We start from the raw sequence: 23,043 nt of genomic DNA, 5'->3' as shown, positions 1-23,043 counted from the left end.
CGGGGTGGTCACCCGAGCCATGACGCCGCTGTCATGCCGGTGCCCACGTGATGACCCGCAGCCTGTGCGGACGAGGTTTCGCCGGGCCGCGACGGATGTTGCACGCAGGCAACGGAATGGGCCGCCGTGTTACGGGTGTGTGAACTGACCGGGCCCGGACGGCCCCTTGTTAGTGTTCGGCCGTGTCCAGACTGGCCGTGATGGCGCACTACGACGTCGCCGGGGAGCTGCGGCCCCACGTGCGTGGTCAGGTGGAGGCGTTGGCCGCGTCGGTCGACAAGCTCCTGGTGTGCACGACGGCCAGCCTCCAGGACTCGGCGCGTGCCTGGCTCTCCGAGCGGGCGGTCCTGGTGGAGCGGGCCAACTACGGCTACGACTTCTTCAGCTACAAGGTCGGCCTCGACGCGGCCGGCGACCTCACGGCCTACGACGAGGTGGTGGTCTGCAACGACACCTACGTCTTCGCCCTCGACTCCTACGAGCCGGTCTTCACCGAGATGGCCACCCGCCCCTGCGACTTCTGGGGCCTGACGGGTGCGGAGCGCGTCGCGCCGCACATCCAGTCCTTCTTCATCGCCTTCCGGCCGTGGGTGGTCGGGTCACGCGCGTTCACGACCTTCTGGGAGGAGATGGAGCCCATCTCCAAGCGCCGCCAGGTGATCCGGCGCTACGAGATCGGCATGTCGCGCCGGCTCTACGAGGCGGGCTTCGTGTCCGACACCTACTTCGTCGAGACCCCGCAGGACCGTCGCATCGCCCGTGAGCGGATGCGCTGGTGGGCCGCCCACCGCTCCCACTTCCCGCGCACCCGCGCGGAGATCCGCGAGTGGCGCGAGCGCGCCAACGAGCCCTGGAACCCCGCGCGCAGCCTGGCCGACCGCGTCCTCGACAACGCCCGGCTCCCCTACGTCAAGATCGACACCTTGCGCTACGACCCCTACAACCTCGACGCCGACCGCCTGCTCGAGCTGTGCGAGCGCCGCTTCCCCCAGCGCTTCGAGGGCGTGCGCGAGTTCCTCGAGGACACCGCGCAGTACTACCCCCTCCGCGACACCGAGCGGCTGCTGCCGACGCCCCTGGCCATCGAGCCCCTCTTCCCCAGGGTGAGGTACTCCGATGCGCGGTGACCGGCGCCGACCCGCCCAGGTGCGGTTCGACGACGCCGCCGAGGTGATGGTCGCCTCGGGGATCGTCGACGTCGACTACGTCGCCGCCCAGCTCGGCACCACGTTCGCCTCGCCCCTCGAGGCGGCCCGCGCCGTCGTCGACGCCGGAGACGTCTCGCCCCACCCGCTCTTCGAGGCGCAGTGGATCGGGCGCCGCCGCTCGTGGCAGCGGGCCGGCCTGCACCCCGTGCTCTGGTACGTCGCCGAGCGGCGGCGGCGCAACCGCATCGCGCCGCACCCCCTGGTCGACCCGCGGATCATCTTCGCGGCCTACCCCGAGGCCCGACACCACCCGTACGGCGCGCTCTCCTACTGGCTCGGGGCAGCCGGGCCGGGCACCCCGTTGCCCACCCGCATCCTCCCCCGCAAGGTCTCGTGGTCCACCTACCGCGCGGCCGCCATCGACGCCGCCACGCAGTGGCGCGAGGAGGTCGTGCGCGAGCGCCCGCACCTCGTCGGCCCCATGCCCGCGCTCCCGGCCTCGCTGGGCACCTCCCCCGCGGTGACCGTCGTGATGGCCGCACAGGACGCCGGTCCGCTGGTGCACCGCACCGTGGCCTCGCTGCAGGCCCAGTCCTTCACCGATTGGCACCTCGTGGCCGTCGACCGGGGGTCCGCCGACGACACCGCCGCCGTCCTGCAGGGCGTGGCGGCCTTCGACGAGCGCATCACGGTCGTGCGCGAGGCGCGGTGCAGCGAGGCCCACGCGCTCAACGTGGCACTCGAGCACGGGACCGCGGAGCACGTGGCCTTCCTCCCCCTCGGGCGCGAATGGCTGCCCGACATGCTCGGCGACCTGCTGGCGCACGCCCACCACAGCGGGGCCGCCGCGGTCGTGGCCGGTGCCGGGGCGGTCGGCCGCTCACGGCACGAGCTCCTCGGCGGTCGTCCGGTCGACCTCGCGACCGCACTGCTGCGGCGTGACGCCGTCAAGGACGTCGGTGGCTTCGACGAGGGCCTCGAGGGTGCGGTGGAGCGCGACCTGGTGCTGCGGCTCACCCGCGACCACGAGCCGCTCGCGGTCGACGTACCCGTCCTGCGGCGCCCCGAGGCACCGCACCCCGGCTTCGCCGACGACTGGGACTCCGTCGTCCTCGAGCGCCAGCTCGTCGACTGGGACGCGGCCGCGCGCAAGCAGACCGACGAGGCGCTGGTCAGCCACGTGATGCCACTGGGCCCGGAGCCGCGGCGCACCGTCGAGTGGCTCGGCTCGGTGCCGCGCGAGGGGTCGGAGCTGGTGCTCGTCGGCGTCCGCACGCGGCGGGCGCACCACGTCCTGGCCGCCTCGATCGCCGCCGTCATCTCCGGCGCCCGCTTCGTCTCGGTCCCCGCTCCGGTCTCCCTCTCCGTGGCCACCAACGTCGGCATCGTGGAGGCCACCGGCAGCACCGTGGTCCTGGTCCGGCCCGAGGCGATGCCGCCGCGCCAGCCGATCGCCGAGCGGCTCGCCGGCGTGCTGCGCGAGCCCGGGGTCGGTCTGGCGCAGCCACTGGTCGTCGACCTGGACGGCGTGGTGCTCAGCGCGGGCGCCCGCTTCACCGCCGCCAACCCACACCCCGAGCTGTTCCTCGCCGGCCTGCCCACCAGCGACGCCGTACGCATCGGCCCGTGCGAGGTCGCGGCGCCGGCCGCCCCGCTGGTCGCCCTGCGCACCGAGGCGGCGGTCGGGCTGCGCGGGCTCGACGCGAGGTACCACTCCGTGCTCGCCGAGACCGACCTCGGCCTGCGCGCACACCGGGCGGGCCTGGGCGCGACGGTGCTCGTGCCCGACGCCGTGATCACCTCGCGCACCGCCTACGCCGAGCCCGAGCGGCTCATCGGTGCGATGGCCTCGCTGCGCCCGACCGTCCTCGCCGGGCCGCCTCCGCCGACCGACCGCTCGCGTGACCAGCTGCGCACCGCCGGGCTCGAGGTGACCGACGAGCGCAGCCGCCGGGTCGCCGCCGACCCCGAGGACCGGACGGCCCCCTCGGTCCTGGTGCCCGAGCTCGTCCTCCGAGCCGTGGAGGGCATCCGGGAGTCGCCCCCGCGCCTGCGGTGGGCCGTCGACATCGCCTCGCCCGCCGCCCAGCGCGGCGACCGGTGGGGCGACACCTACTTCGCGCGGTCCCTGGCCGACGCCCTCGAGCGCCGGGGCCAGCACGTCGCCGTCGACCGTCGCGACGCCCGCCAGCGCGACTCGCGCGACCACGACGACGTCCTGCTGGTGCTCCGCGGCCTCGACCGCGTCACGCCCCGGCCGGGACTGCTCAACATGGAGTGGATCATCAGCCACCCCGACATGATCACGCCCGACGAGGTGGCCGGCTTCGACCTCGTGTACGCCGCCAGCACGAGCTGGTCGGCGCGCGTGAGTCGGGAGTGGGGCACGCCCGTCTCGCCGCTGCTGCAGTGCACCGACACCCGCTGGTTCCACCCGGACCGGGCCGAGCCCGACACCGGGCCCGCGCTCCTCTTCGTCGGCAACTCACGCGGGATCTACCGCTACGCCGTCCGCAGCGCGCTCGCGATCGGCGCCGACCTCACCCTGCACGGCAACGACTGGACCGACTTCGTCGAGCGCGACCAGATCGCCTCCGGCGGCGTCGACAACCGCGAGGTCGGCGTGCTCTACGCCTCCGCCGGGATCGTGCTCAACGACCACCACCTCGACATGCGGCGCGACAGCTTCGCCTCCAACCGCCTCTTCGACGCGGCGGCCTGCGGCGCCCGGATCCTCAGCGACCGCATCGACGGTCTCGAGGAGATCTTCTCCGGCCTCGTGCTGCCCTTCGACAACGAGCACGAGCTGGCGCGCCTGGCGAAGCCGCCCTACGACGCGTTCCCCGACAACGAGACCCGGCGGCAGATCGCGACCCGGATCATCGCCGAGCACAGCTTCGACAAGCGCGCCGAGACGCTCATCGACGACGCCGTGCGCGCCCTGCTCGCCCGCCGCTGAGGCGGGTGGGCGCGTCCTGGCGCCTCGACCACGTCGAGTCGGCGCATCCTGGCGCCTCAACCGCGTCGGGGCTGCGCCCGTCAGCCGAGCAGCGCGTCGACGAACGCGGCCGCGTCGAACGGCGCCATGTCGTCGGGGCCCTCGCCGAGGCCGACCAGCTTGACCGGTACGCCGAGCTCGCGCTGCACCTGCACCACGATGCCGCCCTTGGCGGACCCGTCGAGCTTGGTCAGGACGATGCCGGTGACGTCGACGATCTCGCTGAAGACGCGGGCCTGGATGAGGCCGTTCTGGCCGGTGGTGGCGTCGAGGACGAGCAGCACCTCGGTGACGTCGGCCTGCTTCTCGATGACGCGCTTGATCTTGCCGAGCTCGTCCATCAGGCCGGCCTTGTTCTGCAGGCGGCCGGCGGTGTCGACGAGCACCGTGTCGACGCCGTTGTCGACGCCGTGCTTGACGGCCTCGAACGCGACGCTGGCGGGGTCGCCGCCCTCCGGGCCGCGCACGACCTCGACGCCGACGCGCTCGCCCCAGGTGGCGAGCTGGTCGACGGCCGCGGCGCGGAACGTGTCGGCGGCACCGAGGGTGACCGAGAGGTCCTCGGCGACGAGGATGCGGGCGATCTTGCCGACGGTGGTGGTCTTGCCCGCACCGTTGACGCCGACCACGAGCACGACGCCCGGCTTGCCGTCGGCGCCGGTCACCTGCACGCGGCGGTCGAGGTCGGTGCCGACGAGCTCGATGAGCTCCTCGCGCAGGACCTCACGCGCGTCGGGAGCGTTGCCGCCCTCGACCCGCAGGCGGGTGCGCAGCCGCTCGACCAGCGCCTGGGTGGGCGCGACGCCCACGTCGGCGGTGAGCAGCGTGTCCTCGATCGCCTCCCAGGTGTCCTCGTCGAGGCGGTCGCGGCTGAGCAGGGCCAGCAGGCCCTTGCCGAGGCCGCCCTGGGACCGGGAGAGCCGCTGCCGCAGGCGGACCAGGCGCGACGCCGTGCTCTCCGGCCTCTCGATCGTCGGTGCCGCGACGACTGGCTCGGCGGTGTCGACCGCCGGCTCCGGTGGCGCCCCGGTCGCGACCTCGGTCTCCGTCGGAGGCGGCGCGATGACGTCGGTGCCGCCGCTCGGCGGCGGCACCTCCTTGCGCCGACGCCCGGAGGTCAGCAGTCCGGCGAGCGTGATCACGCCGACGACCGCGATCGCGATGATCAGATACAGCCAGTCACCCATGGGGCCAATCCAATCAGAGGGGCACGACGCGCCGAATCCGGGTGAGCACCCGGGCCGGGCTACGGGCCTGCACCTCGGCCAGGCGAGCCCGCAGGCCGTCGCGCTGGGCGACGAGGAGGGCGGCCCGCTCACGCTCGCGAGCGAGGCGACCCTGGGCCCTCGCGAGACGACCCTGAGCCTTCGCCAGGTCACCCAGCACGGCGTCGAAGGCAGCGGTGAGACCCGAGCCGGTGCCGCCGGCGAGCATCGGGGACCCCGTCCGCCGGCCCGGGTGCACGACCCAGACCACCTCGTGGGGCATGAGCCGGAACCAGCGCACGGCCGACTCCCCCACGAGCGCCGGCGGCGTCACCCGCACCGAGGCGAGGCCGGCGTCCGCGAGGCGCGCGTCGAAGTCGTCGCCGTACCAGCGCACGTGGTCGACCTGGCCGAAGCGACGCAGGCGCTCCTCCGGGGTCGCCGACGGGTCCTCCTCGGTCGCCACGCCCATCTTGATCGGCACCTCCAGCAGCGCGATGCCGCGGGGGCTGAGCACCCGGGCGATCTCGCGCATCGCCGCGCAGTCGTCCGGCACGTGCTCGAGCACGTGGTAGCAGACGAGGAGGTCGACCGAGCCGTCCCGCAGCGGGAGGTGGGTCAGGCTGGCCAGCGCATCGACGTCGCGGGAGTCGTAGCCGGCGTCCAGGCTGATCCGGCGCCGCGCCTCGAGCCGGTCGAGCAGCACCTTCGACTGGCGCGACGGGGCGATCTCGACCACCGTGTCGAGGTCGCGCAGCTCGGGCGAGAGGCTGCCGAGCAGCAACGACAGGAACCGGTGACGCTCCAGGCTCCCGCACCGGGGGCAGGTGGCCTCGGGGCGACCGTCGGGCCCGGGCCGGAACTGCCGCGACACCATGGCGCCGCAGGCGGCGCAGTATCCCTTGGCGACGTCGTGGCGGGTGCCGGTCACCCCTCGCACGCTAGTCCGCGGGCGCGCCGGCGCGAGGCGCCACGCCGGGAGTCACCCCGACCGTGGCGTCAGACGCGTGACTCGGAGTCCTCGAGGGTCGGCAGGGCGTCGACGCCCTTGCGCATGGCGTCGCCGAGCTGGGGGGCGACGGGCATCTCCTCGCCGCGGTGCGGGTAGGCGACGTAGACGGCCACCGCCGCGGCGACGAGCACGCCGAGGGACATCATCAGGACGATCGCGAGCACGGGATTCCTCCGAGGTGGGCCGGGCGGGTCACCTCCACCGTGGCACACGAGCCGTGGCGCTGGCGCATCGCCGGCCGCCACCGGCGCGTCGGGGTGAGGGCGGTCACCCCTGCGGGCGGAGCAGGGGTACGACGGCCGCGCGCACGACGTCGGGTATCGGGGTGACCGGACGGTCGCCGGCGCCTCGCGTGTTGTCGACGTAGACGTGGACGAAGCGCCCCTCGGCCGCCACCTCGTCGGAGGCGCCCTGGAACAGGCCGATGCGGTAGACGATCGAGCTCGTCCCCACCTTGTCGACGACCAGGCCCATCTCGATCGGCTCGGGGAAGCCGATCTCGCGGAAGTATCGGCACCCGGTCTCGGCGACGACCCCGATCTGCGGCAACGCGCGCACGTCGACCCCGGTGGCCTCGTAGAGGTGGGCGTTGACCGCGGTGTCGAACAGCTCGTAGTAGGTGGCGTTGTTGAGGTGGCCGTAGGCGTCGTCGTCGCGCCAGCGCGTGGTGGCGGTGCGCCAGGCGACGTAGTCGGCCCTGGTGGGTCGATCGCTCATGCCGGCTCCGCGTCGCGGAGCCGCTGGCTGATCACGGCCGAGACGCCGTCGCCACGCATCGTGACGCCGTAGAGCGCGTCGCCGACCTCCATCGTGCGCTTCTGGTGGGTGATCACGAGGAGCTGGGAGTTCTCGCGCAGCTCCTCGTAGATCTGCAGCAGGCGGCCGAGGTTGGTGTCGTCGAGCGCGGCCTCCACCTCGTCGAGGATGTAGAACGGCGAAGGGCGGGCCTTGAAGAGCGCCACCAGGAACGCGACCGCGACGAGCGACCGCTCGCCACCCGACAGCAGCGAGAGCCGCTTCACCTTCTTGCCCGGCGGCCGTGCCTCGACCTCGACGCCGGTGGTCAGCATGTCGCCGGGGTTGGTGAGGACCAGCCTCCCCTCACCCCCGGGGAAGAGGCGCGCGAAGGTCTGGTCGAAGGCCTTCTCCACGTCGGCGTAGGCCTCGGTGAAGACCTGCTCCACGCGGGCGTCCACCTCGCGGACGATGTCGAGAAGGTCCTTGCGGGTGCGCTTGAGGTCCTCGAGCTGCTCGGTGAGGAACTTGTGGCGTTCCTCCATGGCCGAGAACTCCTCCAGGGCGAGCGGGTTGACCCGCCCGAGCATCGACAGCGCGCGCTCGGCCGACCGCAGCCGCTTGACCTGCTCCTCGCGCACGAAGGGCGTGGGCCCCGGCGGCTCCTCCCCCTCGGCCACCTCGCCGGCGAAGGGGATCAGGGTGGTCGGTCCGTAGTCGGCGACGAGGCCGTCGGGGTCGAGCCCGAGCTCCTCGAGGGCGCGCTCCTCCAGCTGCTCGATGCGCATCTTCTGCTGGGTGCGGGCCATCTCGTCGCGGTGCACCGAGCTGACGAGCTCGTCGTGCTCGCGACCGAGGTCGCGCAGCCGGGTGCGCACGGCCATGAGCTCCTGCTCGCTCCCATGCCGGGACTCCTCGACCGCGGCTCGCTCGTCGGCGGCCAGCATGACCGACCGCTCGAGCTGGTGCAGGACCACTCGCACGGCGGACGACACCGCCTCGGCGGCGCGACCCTCGCGGAGCAGCCGCTCGCGGCGCTCGGCGGCGCGGGCGCGCGAGTCGCGCTCGGCCTGTGCGGCACGCAGGAGGGAGTCCGCACGACCGTGCAGCGCGCGGGCGCGCTCCTCGGCGGTGCGCAGGGCGAGCCGCGCGTCCATCTCGGCCTGCCGGGCGTCGCGGGCTGCTGCGGCGAGCCGCTCACGCTCCGCGGTGTCGGGCTCCTCGTCGGTGACGTCCTGGGCCGCGGCGAGCCGCGCCTCGAGGTCGACCAGCCCCGCGAGCGCGGTCTCGCGAGCCTCCTGGGCCGTGGCGATGGCGCGCTCGAGCCGCTCGGCCTCACCCTTCGCGGCGCGAGCCTGGGAGCCGTACTGCCCGAGCTCCTCGGCCACTGCGGCCAGGGTGGCGTCGGACTCGTGCAGCTTGGCGAGGGCCACGTCGACCCGCTTGAGGGCGTCGTGGCGGGCGGCCTCGAGGCGGGAGATCTCGAAGCCGAGCCGCTCTGCGGACGCGGTCGCCGCGGCGAGGCTCGTGCCGGCCTCGTCGACGGCCGCCTGGATCTCGATCAGGCTCGGCTGGCTGCTCGAGCCGCCGGCCGCGAAGTGGGCACCGAGCAGGTCGCCCTCGCGGGTCACGGCGACGACGTCGGGCAGGTCGGCGACCAGTCGCCGCGCAGCCGGGAGGTCGTCGACGACGGCTACCCGGTCCAGCAGCCGCACCAGCGCAGGTCGTACGTCGTCGGGCGCGGACACCACGTCGACGGCGTAGCGCACCCCGTCGGGGAGCACCGGCCAGTCGCGGGCGGCGGCCGGTGCGCCGCCCAGCAGCATCCCGGCGCGACCGAGGTCGTCGTGCTTGAGGTGGGCGATCGCCTCGACGGCCGACCCGGCGTCGGAGACGACCACGGCGTCGGCGGCGGCGCCGAGCGCGGCGGCGACGGCCGCCTCGTAGCCGTGGTCGACGTCGAGCAGCGCGGCCACGGAGCCCAGCAGGCCGTCGACCTCGTCGGTCGCGGCCAGCAGCGCTCCGGCGCCGTCCTTGCGGTTGAGCCCGATCTCGAGCGCGTCACGACGCGCGACGAGGCCGGCGCGCTCGCGCTCGGCCTGCTGCGCCTCGTCGCGGGCCCTCGCGAGCTGCTCGTCGATCTCGTCGAGCGCGGCCACCGCGTCCTCGTGCTCGGAGTCGAGGCCCTCCTCGCCGGCGTCGAGCCCGGCGACGCGGGTCTCCAGTGCGGTGAAGTCGCGCTGCGCCCGCTCGGCGCGCGCGACGGCGTCCTCGCGGGCGTCGGTGAGTCGCTGGATCTCGGCGTCCGCCGCCTCCGAGCGCGAGGTCAGGGCGTTGACCTGACCGGTGAGCCGGGCGAGTCCCTCGCGCCGGTCGGCCGCCGCTCGCTGGAGACCGGCGATGCGCTTGTCCTCCTCGGCCGCGGCCTCCTCGGCCGCGCGCTTGGCGACCACGGCGGCGTCGAGGGCCGAGCGCTGCTGCTCCACCTGCTCGGCGATCTCCGCCTCCTGGCGGCGTACGCGCTCGGCCTGCGCCTCCAGGTCGTCGGGGTCGCGGCCGGAGTCGACCGTGTCGCCCTCGGCGGCCCCGGCGGCGTTGCGGATCCGTTCGTCGGCCAGAGACGCGGTGCCGCGCAACCGCTCCTTCAGGCCCGAGAGGGCGAACCAGGTCTCCTGGGCCGCGGCCAGGCGGGGCAGGTCGTCACGCAGGGCGGCCTCCAGTCGCGACTCCTTCTCGCGCCCGGCAGTGATCTCGGCCTCGACCTGCTCGCGCCGCTCCAGCAGCACGGACTCGTCGGCCAGCTCGGACTCGAGGGCCGTGCGGGCGGTGACCAGGTCGTCGGCGAGGAGACGGGCGCGGGCGTCGCGCACGTCGGCCTGCACCGTCTGCGCCTGACGGGCCACCTCGGCCTGGCGGCCCAGCGGCTTGAGCTGGCGACGGATCTCGGAGAGCAGGTCGGCGAGGCGGGTGAGGTTGCCGTCGGTCGCGTCGAGCTTGCGGAGCGCCTTCTCCTTGCGCTTGCGGTGCTTCAGGACGCCGGCGGCCTCCTCGATGAAGCCGCGGCGGTCCTCCGGGGTGGCGTGCAGGATCGAGTCGAGCTGGCCCTGCCCGACGATCACGTGCATCTCGCGACCGATGCCGGAGTCGCTCAGCAGCTCCTGCACGTCGAGCAGCCGGCACCCGTTGCCGTTGATGGCGTACTCCGAGCCACCGTTGCGGAACATCGTGCGGCTGATCGTGACCTCGGCGTAGTCGATCGGCAGGGCGCCGTCGGAGTTGTCGATGGTCAGCTGCACCTCGGCACGCCCGAGCGGCGGGCGGCCGGACGTGCCGGCGAAGATGACGTCCTCCATCTTGCCGCCGCGCAGGCTCTTGGCCCCCTGCTCGCCCATGACCCACGCGAGCGCGTCGACGACGTTGGACTTGCCCGAGCCGTTGGGGCCGACGATGCAGGTGATGCCCGGCTCGAGCTGCAAGGTCGTCGAGGACGCGAAGGACTTGAACCCCTTGAGGGTCAGGCTCTTCAGGTACAACGCGGGCTCCTCACCGGGTCGAGACGGCCACTGACAACTGGGGAAGCTCAGCGCGGCTCACCCTACGACACCCGACACCGCGCGGGACCGTTGCACGCGGCGTGGCACCGGGCCATGCTGGTGCGATGCGGAGCCCGCTCGTCGCCCTGGCCGTCCTCGCCGCGCTCCTCGCGCCCTCCCCGGTCGCGGTCGCCCAGGCGCCCCCGGAGCCGCTGACCCGGCAGCACCTGCTGACGTCCGAGGACTACCTCGTCGTCTACCCCGACATGCGCGACCCGCTGCGCTCGGTGATGCGGTCACCCGTGTTCGCGCCGCGCGGGTGCGACGACCAGGCCGTCGCCGTGCGCGGCACGAGCCGGATCCAGGGCAGCGTCTCCCCCGTCAGCCCCCGGCGCTCGGTGGCGCTGATCGACCAGACCCTCGTCCGGTTCGACTCGGTGCGCGAGGCCCGCGCGCTCGTGCGGCGCTACCGCGACTTCAGCAAGCGCTGCGTGGGTGACGTGGACACCGACGACGGCGAGGGCAGCGAGGTCCGCCTGAAGAACCGGGCCTGGTTCCCGCCGCAGGTCGGCGACGAGTCGGCGGGCCTGCTGATCGGCTGGTTCCAGTCGAACGTCGCGGACTGGCGCCGGGTCCTCGTGGTGCGCACCGGCCGCACCGTCTCGGTGCTCGACGTCAGCTTCACCGAGGTGCGCCCGCCGAAGCGCGGGGTGCTGGCGCTCGGCCGACTGGCCGTCGACCGCCTGCGCTGAGCCTCAGAGGTCCTTCCTCATCTGCTGCGCGGTCACGGCGTAGCCGGAGGACTCGTAGAGCCGGATCGCGGGGGTGTTGTCGCCGAAGACGTTGAGCGTCATCGACGTTGCTCCGAGCCCACGGCCGGCGTCGTGCAGCGCGTCCAGCAGCCGACGTCCCAGGCCCTGACCGCGCCGGTCCTCGTCGAGCCGGATGTCGAAGATCCAGGCCGAGACCCCCGACGCCCGCTGGCGGAGCTCGAACCAGCCGATGCCCACCGGCTCGTCGTCGACGACCGCGGTGAAGAGGTGCATGTCCGGGCTCGCGAGCCCGTCGGGCAGCAGCTGGGCGAACTCCCCCGCCGACGCCGCCGCTGCGGCCTCGGGATCCAGGTCACGCGACGTCGCGATCTCGCCGGCGTACTCGCGCTCCGAGCGCTCGCGCCAGGCGACGTACTCGTCCTGCGACATCGGCCGCAGCGAGAGCTCACCCACGCCCGAGCACGTCCTCCAGCGCGGCGAGCACCAGGAGCACGGCGTCGGGCCGGGCGTTGCGGCCCATCAGGCCGATGCGCCACACGCTGGCGGCGTAGGCCCCCGCGCCCGCGCCGATCTCGATGTCGTGCCGGTCGAGGAGCTCCTTGCGGACCGCCGCGGAGTCGACGCCGTCGGGCACCCGCACCGTCGTCAGCTCGGGCAGGCGACTGCCCTCGGCCGCGAAGAGCTCGAGGCCCATGTCCTGCAGGCCCGCCTGCAGCGCGTCACCCGCCGCCTGGTGGCGTGCCCAGACCGCGTCGAGCCCTTCCTCGAGGATCCGGGTCAGACCGCCGTGGAGGCTGGCGACCATCGCCGTGGGCGCGGTGTGGTGGTAGGTGCGCTGACCACCCTTGACGCCCGCCTCACCGACGTAGCCGCCCAGCATGCCGAGGTCGAGGTACCACGAGCGCGGCTTCTCCACGCGGCGCTCGAACGCCCGGTCGCCGATCGTGAAGGGTGCGAGGCCGGGCGCCACGCCCAGGCACTTCTGCGTGCCGGCGTAGCCGATGTCGACGCCCCAGTCGTCGGCGCGCAGCTCGATGCCGCCGATCGAGGTGACGGCGTCGACGAGGAGCAGCGCGTCGCCACCACAGGACCGGAGGCCGGCGCCGAGTGCGGCGATGTCGGAGCGGACGCCCGTCGAGGTCTCGGCGTGCACGGCCGCGACGATCGCCGGCGACGGATGGGCCGACAGGACGCGGTCCACGTCGACCGGCTGGCCCCACTCGTGCTCGACCGCGACCACCTCGGCGCCGCACCGTGCCGCGACGTCGGTCATCCGCTGGCCGAAGAGGCCGTTGACCGCGACCACGACGACGTCGCCCGGGTGGACGGTGTTGACGAACGCCGCCTCCATCCCGGCCGAGCCGGTCGCGCTGAGCGGGAGGGTGCGCGCGTTGTCGGTGCCCCAGACGGTGCGGAGCATGTCGCAGGTCTCGTCCATGATCCGGAGGAACTCCGGGTCCAGGTGCCCGAGCAAGGGCTCCGCGAGGGCGCGCGTCGCCTCCGGGTAGGGGTTGGACGGGCCGGGGCCGAAGAGGTGGCGCTCGCGGATCATGGAGTCGAACCTAGACCAACCCCACGACGTTCTTCTCCCCCGCTCCGCTCCTCCGGACAACGCCGCGGGGACCCCGGGCGACCGACGGGCTTCACAGGACGGCACCCGGGTTGAGGATGCCCTCCGGGTCGAGGGCGTGCTTGATCCGTCGCGACAGCGCCATCACGTCCTCGCCGAGCTGGTCGGGCAGTGCCGCCTTCTTGGTGCGACCCACCCCGTGCTCACCGGTGATGGTCCCGCCCAGCCGGATCGCGGCCTGCAGGATGTCGTCGAAGGCGGCGCGCGCCCGGCGCTCGGAGTCCGCGTCGGAGGCGTCGTAGACGATGATCGGGTGGGTGTTGCCGTCACCGGCGTGCGCGACGGTCGGGATCTCGACGTCGTGGCGCGCCGCGATCTCCGTGACGGCGGCCAGCAGGTCGGGCAGCAGCGGCACCGCCGCTCCGACGTCCTCCAGCAGCAGGCTGCCGCGGGCCTCGACGGCCGGGAAGGCCATCCGCCGCGCCTGGACGAACATCTCGCCCTCGTCGGGGTCGTCGGTCACCACGACCTCGGTCGCGCCGGCCGCGACGCAGGCCGCCTCCACGGACGCGATCTCCGCGACGCGGGCATCGCCCGGCGCGTCGGACTGCACGACCAGCAGCGCACCCGCGGCCCGGTCGAGGCCGCGCGGCGAGAAGTCCTCGACCGCATTGATCGTGGCCCGGTCCATCAGCTCCATCATCGAGGGCCGCAGCGTGCGTCGTACGGCGACGACGGCCTCGGCCGCGGCCACCACCGAGGCGAACGACGCGACCAGCGTCGCGGGCGGCAGCGGCAGCGGCACCAGCCGGAGGATCGCCCGCGTGACGATGCCGAGCGTGCCCTCCGAGCCCACGAAGAGCTTGAGCAGCGAGAGGCCGGCGACGTCCTTGATCCGCTTCCCGCCGAGGGTGATCAGCGTGCCGTCCGCGAGGACGACGTCGAGGCCGAGGACGTAGTCGGTGGTGACGCCGTACTTCACGCAGCACAGCCCGCCGGCGTTGGTGGCGACGTTGCCGCCGATGGAGCAGATCTCGTACGACGACGGGTCGGGTGGGTACCAGAGGCCGTGCTCGCGCGCGGCGACCTTCACCTCCGCGTTGAAGGCACCCGGCTCGACGACGGCGACCTGGCAGCCGGTGTCGACCTCGATCGCCCGCATCCGCTCCAGGCTCAGCACGATGCCGCCGTCGACGGCACTGGCACCGCCCGACAGGCCGGAGCCGGCCCCGCGTGGCACCACCGGTACACCGTGGGCGGCGGCCCAGCGCACGGCGACCTGCACCTGCCCGGCGTCCTCGGCGCGGACCACGGCGACCGGGGTGCCGGCGCCGACGTCGCGCGACCAGTCGTGACGGTAGGTGGCGACCGTGGCGGGGTCGGTCGCGACCACGCCCTCGGGCAGGGACTCCACGAGCTCGGCGAGGGCTTCCACGCGCCCATCGTGGCACGTCGCGTGGAGGGCGGACCGGGCCACGACCTAGGGTCGGCAGGCATGAGAGCCGCACGCCGTGCCCGGATCGTGGGCGACGCCGACCTGGGTCAGGGGCGATGCCTCGAGATCGGACCGCTGGCCAACCCGGTCGTCAGTCCCGAGGTCGCCGACGTCCGCTACGTCGACGTCGTCGACCGCTCGGGGCTCGTCGCCCACTACGACGGCAACCCGGCGGTCGACCCCGACGCGATCCCGGAGCAGCACTTCTGGCTCACCCGGCCGGACGGCACCGTGGCGACGCTCGCGGAGGCGGTCGCGGCCGACGCGCCCTACCAGCACGTCGTGGCGAGCCACGTCATCGAGCACGTGCCCGACATGGTCGGGTGGCTGCGTGACGTGGCCCAGGTGCTCACCTGGGACGGCGCGCTGCTGCTGGCCGTCCCCGACCGTCGCTACTGCTTCGACGTGCACCGCGCCCCCGCGACCGTGGGCCAGGTGCTGCAGGCCCACCTCGACGGCGACCGCACGCCGTCGGTGCGAGCCGTCCTCGACCACTTCATGCGCGCGGTCGACTACACCGCCGAGCAGGCGTGGGCCGGCGAGCCCCCTCCGGCACAGGGGTCGCACCCCATCGACGACGTCCGGCGCCACCTCGCCCGCCAGCAGGCCGGCGACTACGTCGACTGCCACGTCTGGCCGCTGACGCCACGGGGCTTCGCCGACCTGATGGACGACCTCCTCGTCCTCGGCGAGGTGGACTTCGCCGTCGAGCGGCTCACGGCCACGCGGGTGGGCGAGCAGGAGTTCTACGCCACCCTGCGGCGCCTCGACCGACCCCGGGCGCCGGCGGAGGCCGTCGAGGAGGCACGGGCCGAGCTCGCCCGCCTGCGGGCCGAGCTGCCCGACGAGTCACCGGTGGCGACCGGCGGCGACACGGTGCCGGCCCAGCAGCTGGCCGACGTCGAGCGTCGGCTGGCCGAGACACGCGACCGGCTCGCCCGGGTGCGAGCCGCACGAGACCGCGCGAGACGGCAGCGCGACCGGGCCGTCGCGGCGGCCGCTGCCGCGCCCGCCGACCGTCCCGGCGTGCTCGGGCGGCTGCGTCGCCGGGTGCGCCGGGGCTGACCCCGGTCAGGCCGCAGCGGTGGCCGCCTCGTCGGCGTGCGCGATGTGGGCGAGCGAGCGCCACACGAGCGCCAGCGTGATCCCCGAGCCGACGAAGGCGAACCACCACGGCGCGGTCAGCCCCCACTCGCGGGCGATCAGGCCACCGAGCAGGCCGCCCAGGAGCATCCCGCCCATCACGCAGACCATGTAGACCGAGCCGACGCGCCCCTGCAGCTCGCTCGGCACCGCCCGCTGGCGCACGGCCTGAGAGAGCGTCCCCCACACGAAGGCGTAGGCGCCGAAGAAGAACATCAGCGGGTACGCCGCCCACGGCGAGGTCGTGAACGCCATGGCGAGGTGGAAGAGCACCTCGGCCAGCAGCACCGCCCGCATCAGCGTGGCCAGGGGCACCAGCCGCTCGAGGCGTCCGTAGGAGAAGGTCCCGAGCAGGCCGCCCAGGGCGGCCGCCGTGGTGAGCAGGCCGAACCCGGCCTCCTCGATGCCGACGCGCTCGAGGGCCCACAGGACGAGCACCGACCACGGGGCCGCCCAGGTGACGTTGAAGACGACGATGATGACGGCCAGCGTGCGCACCGGCGGGTTGCCCATCAGCCAGCGCAGCCCGTCGGCGATGTCGCGCCGGATGTGGGTGTCCACGTCGCCGCGCACCGCCCCCGGGGGTGTCCCGATCCGGGACACGAGCACCACCCCGGCGGCCACGCACGCGACGGTGAGGACGAACGGCCACACCATGCCGACGGAGAACAGCAGCGCGCCGACCGCCGGCCCGACGAGCTGGTTGCCGGTGATCATGCCCGCCATCAGCCGCGAGTTGGCGATGCCCAGGTCGCGCTTGTCGACCAGCATCGGCGTGAGCGTGCCCGCCGTGGCGTCGACGAAGGTCTCGGCCGTGCCGAGCGCGAGCATGGCGGCGATGACCAGCCCGATGTTGACCTGGCCGGTCGCGATGACGGCGCACAGCCCGGCGAGCACGAGCGCGCGCACCGCGTTGGCGGTCATGATGACCAGCCGCCGGTCCAGCCGGTCGGCGAGCGCCCCGGCCAGCAGCCCGATGAACAGCCACGGCACCTGGAGCGCGATCATGGCCGCCGCGACCAGCAGCGGGTCACGGGTCTGGGACGCGACGAGCAGCGGACCAGCCGCGATGAGCACGCCGTCGCCGAGGTTGGTCACCCACGACGACCCGACGAGCCACCGGAAGCCGGTGCCCAGCCGGGGCGGGAAGACGGTCTCGACGAGGCGGGTCACAAGCACCTGAGCGTACGTGCGCGATCGCGTCAGCGCACGGCGATATCGCTGGTGACGTCGATGACGCCGGCGTCACCGAGGGGCGGGGCTCAGGCGGGCTGGAGGTCCTCGACCAGCAGCTCGGCCTCGCGTGCGGCAGCCGCGAGCCGGTCGTTGTCGGCCTGCAGGCGCAGCACGAGCGCCTCCAGGTCGTGCACGCGGCGTCGCAGCCGGTGGTTCTCGACGGCGAGGACGGACGCGGTCCGTACGTCGCTGTTCACATGACCCAACAGCGCCTTGGCCATGGGGAGCCTTTCGAGGGGACGGGTCGGCCGACGATCCGGCCGTCTACAAGAGTCCCACCGTGACGGGCCGTGGTCAATCCGCCCGGCGCGCCGGCCGGGCCCGCGGCGGCCGCTGGCAGCGGGGGCAGAAGAACGACGACCGGTTCATGAACGCGACCCGGCGGATCGGGGTGCCGCAGCGCCGGCAGGGCTCCCCCTCCTGCCCGTAGGCGTCGAGCGACCGGTCGAAGTAGCCGGACTCGCCGTTGACGTTGACGTAGAGGGCGTCGAACGACGTACCGCCCTGGGCCAGCGCCTCACCCATCACGTCGCGCACGTGGCCGAGCAGGCCGCGCAGCACCGGGCCGCTGAGCCGGTCACCGGGCCGCTCGCCGTGCAGCCGGGCGCGCCACAGCGCCTCGTCGGCGTAGATGTTGCCGACCCCGGAGACAAGTCCCTGGTCGAGGAGGAGCCGCTTGATCGCGGACGTACGCCGTCGCGCGCGGCGCACGAACTCGTCGTCGTCGAACGCGGGGTCGATCGGGTCGCGGGCGATGTGCACGATCTCGGTCGGCAGCTCGGCGCCGCCCTCCGAAACGACGAGGCCGCCGAACATCCGCTGGTCGACGAAGCGCATCTCCAGGCGACGCTCGTCGGCGGTGCGGAGGCCGAACCGGACGCGCAGGTGGCGCTCGTCGAGCGCACCCGGCTCGTGGAGCAGCATCTGGCCGCTCATGCCGAGGTGGCCCAGGAGCGCGTCGCCGTTGGCGAGCGCGAGCCAGAAGTACTTGCCGCGGCGGCGGACCGCCTCGATGCGCTGGCCCGCCAGGGCAGCGGCGAAGCCGGTCGACCCGCGGTGGTCGCGGCGCACGGGCCGCGGGTGGAGCACCTCGACGGCCTCGATGGTCGCGCCGACCACGTGGCGCTCGAGGCCGGCGCGGACGACCTCGACCTCGGGGAGCTCGGGCACGTCTCAGGCGTCGGGACCGGAGGCCAGTGCGGGCCGGCCGTTGGCAGCGGTCTTGATCTCGCGGTAGGCCGTCTCGGCAGCGCCCTGCTCGGCCTCCTTCTTGGAGCGACCCGTGCCGTTGCCGAGGGTCTGCTCGCCGACGCGCACGCGGGCGACGAAGGTCTTCATGTGGTCGGGGCCGTCGTCCTCGATGAGGTACTCGGGCACGCCGAGCCCGAGGTCGGCGGAGAGCTCCTGCAGGGAGGTCTTCCAGTCGAGGCCGGCACCCATCGACGCGGCGGCCTCCATCACCGGGTCGAACAGCAGGTGGATGACCTTGGCCGCCTCGTCGATGCCGCCGCTGAGGTGGATCGCACCGATGACCGCCTCGACGGTGTCGGACAGGATCGAGGCCTTGTCGCGACCGCCGGTGGTCTCCTCGCCGCGACCGAGCTTGATGTGCTGGCCGAGACCGATCTGACGAGCGACGTCGGCCAGCGCGCGAGCGTTGACGACCGCGGCCCGCAGCTTCGCGAGCCGACCCTCGCTGAAGTCGGGGTGGGCGCGGTAGAGCGTCTCGGTGACCACGACCCCGAGCACGGAGTCCCCGAGGAACTCCAGGCGCTCGTTGGTCGGGATCTGCCCGTTCTCGTAGGCGAACGAGCGGTGCGTCAGGGCACGCTGCAGCAGCTCGGGATCCAGGACCGGATCACCGAGCGCCGCGCGGAGCTCGTCGGTGGTCAGAGGACGATCAGAGAACTTGGCGACGGTCGGCCTTGGCGCCGTACTGGCCGCACTGACCGCACGCGCGGTGCGGGAGGTGCTTGGCACCGCAGGCGGGGTTGGCGCACGTCACGAGGGTCGGCGCGACGGCCTTCCACTGCGAACGGCGGTGGCGCGTGTTGCTGCGCGACATCTTCCGCTTCGGAACAGCCATGGTGGTCTCCTACTAACGTGTGCTTGCTTGCTTCTCCGTCCGGGGATTCCCGGTGGAGTCAGTCCTGGGGGTCCTGCTGGGGTGCTGCGGTGTCTGCTGCGGTGTCGGGCTGGAGCTGCTGGAGCCCTGCCCAGCGCGGGTCGATCGGCGCGTCGTGCGCATGGTCCGGGTCGTCCGCGAGTCGCGCACCACACTCGGTGCACAATCCCGGGCAATCGTCCATGCACAGCGGCTGGAACGGTAGTGCGAGCACCACCGCGTCCCGCAGCAGGGGCTCGAGGTCGAGCATGTCTTCCTCGAGCCGGCTGGTCTCGTCGTCGAGGTCGTGGTCGTCGTGCTCCGCGGCCTTGTCGTGCTGGTCGGGGTAGACGTAGAGCTCCTGCAGCGTCACGTGGATCTCGTCCTCGATCGGCTCCAGGCAGCGTACGCACTCCCCCTCGAGCGCGGCCGTGGCCGTGCCCGTGAGCAGCACGCCCTCCATGACCGCCTCCAGCCGCAGGTCGAGCTCGACCGGCGATCCTTCGGGGACAGAGAGGACTTCGATGCCAAGCTGCGCTGGCGCCGGAACGGAGAGCTCGAGCTCACGCTGGGACCCCGGGCGGCGGCCGAGCTCGCGAGTATCGAGCACGAGCGGCGCCCTCGGGTCCAGGCTGCTCACGTCGAACTCCCACATCTGGACACCAACACAACCTCGGAATCGTATCCGTCGCCCCGCCGACGGGGCAAAACGAGTGACGGGTGGAGCCTCACGCGGGCTCAGGCCCGGCGCTCGGCGAGGCGCGAGACGAGTTGCTCGCGGACGGGCTCGGGGACCAGACCGCGTACGTCGCCGCCCAGCGCCGCGACCTCCTTGATCAGGCTCGAGGAGACGAACGCGTTGCCGACCGCGCCGGGGAGGAACACGGTCTCGACGGCGGTGAGGTGGGAGTTCATCTGCGCCATCGGCAGCTCGTACTCGTAGTCACCGGCCCCACGCAGGCCCTTCACGATCGCCACCGCCTCGATGTCGCGACAGAAGTCGACGATGAGCCCCTCGAACCCCGACACCCGCACGTTGGCGATGCCCGCGGTGGCCTCGCGCAGCATCGCGATGCGCTCGTCGGGGGTGAACAACCTGTTCTTGCTCACGTTGACGCCGACGGCGACCACCACCTCGTCGAAGAGCGACGCTGCTCGGGCGACGATGTCGAGGTGGCCGTTGGTCACCGGGTCGAACGACCCGGGGCAGACAGCGCGACGCACAGGCGTCCTTCCTTCGAGCTGGGACTGGGCGGGGGCTCTGGTCCGTCTCGGGATCAGGGGGCCGGGGTGGCGTGACCGTACCAAAGCGCGGTCTCGCCGTAGCGCTTCGTGCGCTCGCCCTCGATGCCGGGAGGCCAGGTCAGGACGGTGCGCTTTGCCGCCCGCTCGACGACGACCAGGGCGCCCGGCACCAGCCAGCCGTGGGACACGAGGGCGACCAGGTCGGCGTCGACGTCCGCGTCGGACATCGGGTAGGGCGGGTCGGAGAAGACGATGTCGTAGGGCGCGGCGGGCGGGGAGGCCAGGAACGAGGCGACCGAGGTCGCCACCACCCGGGCCTTCGAGAAGCCGAGGGTGGCCGCGTTGCGGGTGATCAGCACGGCCGTGCGCCGGTCGTGCTCGACCATCGTCACGACACCGGCACCCCGCGACCACGCCTCGAGGCCGACGGCGCCGGAGCCGGCGTAGAGGTCGAGGAAGCGCAGCCCGTCGAGCGAGCCCGTGCGCGACTCGATGGCCGAGAAGAGCGCCTCGCGCACGCGGTCGCTCGTGGGGCGGGTCGTCTGGCCGCGCGGTGTCTCCAACCGGCGGCCCCCCGCCGTTCCCCCGATGATCCGAGTCATGTCCCCGTGGTCAGCCCCTCTTCGTTCATCCCTTGTCCAAGTAGGCCGACGCGGCTGAGCGCTCCACCTCGGTGACCGCCTCGGCCAGGTCGGGCGCTCCAGCGAGCGCAGGATCCTCGGAGAGTAACGCCTCTGCGGCGCTCCGGGCTCGGACGATCGTCTTCTCGTCGCGCAATACCCGAAGTGTGACGAGACCGGAGCGGAAGCCCGACTGGTTGGCCCCGAGCACGTCGCCCTCACGACGCTGCTCGAGGTCGACCCGGCTGAGCTCGAACCCGTCGGTGGTCGCCGCGACCGCGTCGAGGCGTGCCCGGGCCGGGGTGTCGGCGTCTGCGTGCGACACCAGCAGGCAGAGGCCGGGCAGGCCGCCGCGGCCCACGCGACCGCGCAGCTGGTGCAGCTGCGACACGCCGAACCGGTCGGCGTCGAGGAGCACCATCATGGTGGCGTTGTGGACATCGACACCGACCTCGATGACCGTGGTGGAGACCAGCACGTCGACGTCACCGGCGGCGAAGGCGCGCATCGTGCGGTCCTTGTCGTCGGGCGCCAGCCGTCCGTGCAGGACGGCCGTGCGGAGTCCGGCGAGCGGGCCCGCGGCCAGCTCGGCGTGGACGTCCTCGACCGCTGCGAGCTGGCGCCGCGGCGTGATGTCGGCACCGTCCTCGTCGAAGTCGAGCTGGTCGCTCTCCCCCTCCTCGCCGGAGTCGCCGGAGATGCGGGGGCACACGACGTAGACCTGGTGGCCCTGCTCGACCTCCTCGCGCACGCGCTGCCAGACCCGGTCGATCCACGACGGCTGGTCGGTCAGCGGGACGACGTTGGTCTGGATGGGCGCACGCCCGGCCGGGAGCTCGGCGAGGACGGACGTCTCGAGGTCGCCGAAGACGGTCATCGCGACGGTGCGCGGGATCGGGGTCGCGGTCATGACCAGGACGTGGGGCGGCCTGCCGGCCTTGTCGGTGAGCGCGGCCCGCTGCTCGACGCCGAAGCGGTGCTGCTCGTCGACGACCACCAGCCCGAGGTCGGCGAACTCCACCCTGTCCTCGAGGAGGGCGTGGGTGCCGATCACGATGCCGGCCTCGCCCGTCACGGTGCGCAGCATCGCCTCCTGGCGGGCCGTCTTGCCCATGGAGCCGGTCAGCAGCACGACCTGGGTCGCGTGCGCGTCGCCGCCGAGCATGCCGCCCTGGGCGAGGTCGCCGAGCATGGCGGAGATCGAGCGGTGGTGCTGCTGGGCGAGCACCTCGGTGGGCGCGAGGAGCGCGGCCTGTCCCCCGGCGTCGACCACCTGGAGCATCGCGCGCAGGGCGACGAGGGTCTTGCCCGAGCCGACCTCGCCCTGGAGGAGACGGTTCATCGGGTGGTCGCGGCCGAGCTCCTCGGCCACCAGGTCGCCGATCTCGCGCTGCCCGCCGGTCAGCTCGAACGGCAGCCGCGCGTCGAAGGCGGCCAGCAGGCCGTCGTCCCGGCGGGTGCGGGCGCGCGCACCCTGGGCACGGTGTGCCGCCCGCCGGCGGGCGAGCACGAGCTGGAGCACGAGTGCCTCCTCGAAGCGGAAGCGCTTCTGGGCGGCGCCGAGCTGCTTCCAGTCGTCAGGGGCGTGGATCCAGCGCAGCGCCTGCATCACGTCGAGGACCTCGAACCGCTCGCGCAGCTCCGGGGTGAGCAGGTCGGTCACGCCGGTGACGAGGTCGAGCGTGGCCGTCGCGACCTTCTGCAGGTCCCACGAGTAGAGCTTGGCCGTGAGGGGGTAGATCGGGATCAGCTTGCTCAGCGAGACCGCCTCGTCGCCGTCGAGCGCGAAGCCGTGGGGCTGGTCGAGCTGCCAGCTGCCCCGGAACTGCTTGGCCTTGCCGGTGAAGATGGCCCGGCTGCCCGGACGGAACTCGGCCTCGTAGCGCTCGGCCTGGTTGCCGTAGGGGCTGAAGAAGGTGATGGAGAAGTCGGGACCGTCGGTGCGCACCCGCACCGTCGTACGGAACTGGCGGCGGTTGCCGCTGACGAAGGAGGCGCTCTCGCACGAGCGCACCTCGCCCACGATCGTCAGCTGCTCGCCGACGACGGGCGTGGCGACCTCGGTGAGCTCGGTGGCGGCGACGTAGCGGCGCGGGAAGTGGCGCAGCAGGTCTCCCACCGTCCTGAGCCCCAGGCCCTCCTCGGCGAGCTTGCGCTTCTTGTGGCTGTTGCCGAACACCGCGCCGATCGGGCTGTCCGGGGTGATCGCGACCATGGGGTGATCCT

21 protein-coding genes are annotated in these 23,043 nt (G+C 73.3%); 4 read left to right on the top strand and 17 right to left on the bottom strand.

What is annotated here, in order from left to right; all coding sequences use genetic code 11:
* Positions 1 to 182: 182 nt before the first annotated feature.
* Together NCI01_RS04420 and NCI01_RS04415 are read left to right on the top strand one after the other, a co-directional pair.
* On the top strand, positions 183 to 1,127 hold the full coding sequence (locus NCI01_RS04420; RefSeq protein WP_254180271.1) for a rhamnan synthesis F family protein: 945 nt from the start codon (positions 183 to 185) through the stop codon (positions 1,125 to 1,127).
* Complete coding sequence (locus NCI01_RS04415; protein WP_254180270.1) at positions 1,117 to 4,107, top strand: glycosyltransferase family protein; 2,991 nt, start codon at positions 1,117 to 1,119, stop codon at positions 4,105 to 4,107. Before NCI01_RS04420 ends, NCI01_RS04415 begins: the two co-directional genes overlap by 11 nt.
* 80 nt (positions 4,108 to 4,187) lie before the next feature.
* On the opposite strand, the gene ftsY is transcribed toward NCI01_RS04415, so the two are convergent.
* From ftsY to smc, 5 genes are all read right to left on the bottom strand, one after another.
* Positions 4,188 to 5,333, bottom strand: a complete 1,146-nt coding sequence (ftsY, locus tag NCI01_RS04410; RefSeq protein WP_254180269.1) for a signal recognition particle-docking protein FtsY — start codon at positions 5,331 to 5,333, stop codon at positions 4,188 to 4,190.
* 13 nt (positions 5,334 to 5,346) lie between these two features.
* Positions 5,347 to 6,282, bottom strand: a complete 936-nt coding sequence (locus tag NCI01_RS04405; RefSeq protein WP_254180268.1) for a class I SAM-dependent methyltransferase — start codon at positions 6,280 to 6,282, stop codon at positions 5,347 to 5,349.
* A 68-nt stretch (positions 6,283 to 6,350) separates the two neighbouring features.
* Entirely contained in the window at positions 6,351 to 6,527 is a 177-nt protein-coding gene (locus NCI01_RS04400; protein WP_172259152.1) for a hypothetical protein, read from the bottom strand.
* 103 nt (positions 6,528 to 6,630) lie between these two features.
* Positions 6,631 to 7,080, bottom strand: a complete 450-nt coding sequence (locus NCI01_RS04395; protein ID WP_254180267.1) for an acyl-CoA thioesterase — start codon at positions 7,078 to 7,080, stop codon at positions 6,631 to 6,633.
* Positions 7,077 to 10,631 (bottom strand): chromosome segregation protein SMC, encoded by a 3,555-nt coding sequence (gene smc, locus NCI01_RS04390; RefSeq protein ID WP_254180266.1) that lies wholly within the window; start codon positions 10,629 to 10,631, stop codon positions 7,077 to 7,079. Before smc ends, NCI01_RS04395 begins: the two co-directional genes overlap by 4 nt.
* A 125-nt stretch (positions 10,632 to 10,756) precedes the next feature.
* On the opposite strand from smc, the gene NCI01_RS04385 reads away from it, so the two are divergent.
* Positions 10,757 to 11,383: a hypothetical protein gene (locus NCI01_RS04385; RefSeq protein ID WP_254180265.1), complete on the top strand. Its 627-nt coding sequence runs from the start codon at positions 10,757 to 10,759 to the stop codon at positions 11,381 to 11,383.
* 3 nt (positions 11,384 to 11,386) lie between these two features.
* Here the strand turns inward: NCI01_RS04385 and NCI01_RS04380 are convergent, their stop codons facing one another.
* The 3 genes from NCI01_RS04380 to NCI01_RS04370 all read right to left on the bottom strand — a co-directional run bounded on the left by NCI01_RS04380 (position 11,387) and on the right by NCI01_RS04370 (position 14,409).
* On the bottom strand, positions 11,387 to 11,857 hold the full coding sequence (locus tag NCI01_RS04380; RefSeq protein ID WP_254180264.1) for a GNAT family N-acetyltransferase: 471 nt from the start codon (positions 11,855 to 11,857) through the stop codon (positions 11,387 to 11,389).
* On the bottom strand, positions 11,850 to 12,956 hold the full coding sequence (locus tag NCI01_RS04375) for a pyridoxal-phosphate-dependent aminotransferase family protein (protein WP_254180263.1): 1,107 nt from the start codon (positions 12,954 to 12,956) through the stop codon (positions 11,850 to 11,852). The genes NCI01_RS04380 and NCI01_RS04375 overlap by 8 nt, the downstream gene beginning before the upstream one ends.
* A 91-nt stretch (positions 12,957 to 13,047) precedes the next feature.
* Positions 13,048 to 14,409: an FAD-binding oxidoreductase gene (locus tag NCI01_RS04370; protein ID WP_254180262.1), complete on the bottom strand. Its 1,362-nt coding sequence runs from the start codon at positions 14,407 to 14,409 to the stop codon at positions 13,048 to 13,050.
* A 60-nt stretch (positions 14,410 to 14,469) separates the two neighbouring features.
* Here NCI01_RS04370 and NCI01_RS04365 point away from each other — a divergent pair, with 60 nt between their 5' ends.
* Positions 14,470 to 15,534, top strand: a complete 1,065-nt coding sequence (locus NCI01_RS04365; RefSeq protein WP_254180261.1) for a class I SAM-dependent methyltransferase — start codon at positions 14,470 to 14,472, stop codon at positions 15,532 to 15,534.
* A gap of 6 nt (positions 15,535 to 15,540) precedes the next feature.
* On the opposite strand, the gene NCI01_RS04360 is transcribed toward NCI01_RS04365, so the two are convergent.
* The 9 genes from NCI01_RS04360 to NCI01_RS04320 all read right to left on the bottom strand — a co-directional run bounded on the left by NCI01_RS04360 (position 15,541) and on the right by NCI01_RS04320 (position 23,032).
* The gene (locus NCI01_RS04360) at positions 15,541 to 16,785 is read right to left on the bottom strand and encodes an MFS transporter (RefSeq protein WP_254180260.1); all 1,245 of its coding nucleotides are present in this window, start codon (positions 16,783 to 16,785) and stop codon (positions 15,541 to 15,543) included.
* A gap of 89 nt (positions 16,786 to 16,874) precedes the next feature.
* The gene (locus NCI01_RS04355; RefSeq protein ID WP_254180259.1) at positions 16,875 to 17,069 is read right to left on the bottom strand and encodes a hypothetical protein; all 195 of its coding nucleotides are present in this window, start codon (positions 17,067 to 17,069) and stop codon (positions 16,875 to 16,877) included.
* A 73-nt stretch (positions 17,070 to 17,142) separates the two neighbouring features.
* Positions 17,143 to 18,018, bottom strand: coding sequence for a bifunctional DNA-formamidopyrimidine glycosylase/DNA-(apurinic or apyrimidinic site) lyase (gene mutM, locus NCI01_RS04350; protein ID WP_254180258.1), 876 nt, complete (start codon positions 18,016 to 18,018; stop codon positions 17,143 to 17,145).
* A gap of 3 nt (positions 18,019 to 18,021) precedes the next feature.
* On the bottom strand, positions 18,022 to 18,828 hold the full coding sequence (gene rnc, locus NCI01_RS04345; RefSeq protein ID WP_254180257.1) for a ribonuclease III: 807 nt from the start codon (positions 18,826 to 18,828) through the stop codon (positions 18,022 to 18,024).
* Positions 18,749 to 18,934, bottom strand: coding sequence for a 50S ribosomal protein L32 (gene rpmF / locus NCI01_RS04340; RefSeq protein WP_254180256.1), 186 nt, complete (start codon positions 18,932 to 18,934; stop codon positions 18,749 to 18,751). Before rpmF ends, rnc begins: the two co-directional genes overlap by 80 nt.
* 58 nt (positions 18,935 to 18,992) lie before the next feature.
* Entirely contained in the window at positions 18,993 to 19,592 is a 600-nt protein-coding gene (locus NCI01_RS04335; protein ID WP_254180255.1) for a YceD family protein, read from the bottom strand.
* A gap of 98 nt (positions 19,593 to 19,690) precedes the next feature.
* Positions 19,691 to 20,176 (bottom strand): pantetheine-phosphate adenylyltransferase, encoded by a 486-nt coding sequence (gene coaD, locus NCI01_RS04330; RefSeq protein ID WP_254180254.1) that lies wholly within the window; start codon positions 20,174 to 20,176, stop codon positions 19,691 to 19,693.
* Positions 20,177 to 20,229: 53 nt separating this feature from the next.
* Positions 20,230 to 20,799: a 16S rRNA (guanine(966)-N(2))-methyltransferase RsmD gene (gene rsmD / locus NCI01_RS04325; protein WP_254180253.1), complete on the bottom strand. Its 570-nt coding sequence runs from the start codon at positions 20,797 to 20,799 to the stop codon at positions 20,230 to 20,232.
* A 25-nt stretch (positions 20,800 to 20,824) separates the two neighbouring features.
* A complete protein-coding gene (locus NCI01_RS04320) occupies positions 20,825 to 23,032 on the bottom strand; it encodes an ATP-dependent DNA helicase RecG (protein ID WP_254180252.1) in 2,208 nt (735 codons plus the stop codon).
* Positions 23,033 to 23,043: the final 11 nt, after the last annotated feature.

The organism is Nocardioides pinisoli, from assembly GCF_024199985.1.
Taxonomy (GTDB): domain Bacteria; phylum Actinomycetota; class Actinomycetes; order Propionibacteriales; family Nocardioidaceae; genus Nocardioides; species Nocardioides pinisoli.
The sequence above is the reverse complement of the archived record's forward strand: the minus strand, read 5'-3'. Positions and strand labels throughout refer to the sequence as shown.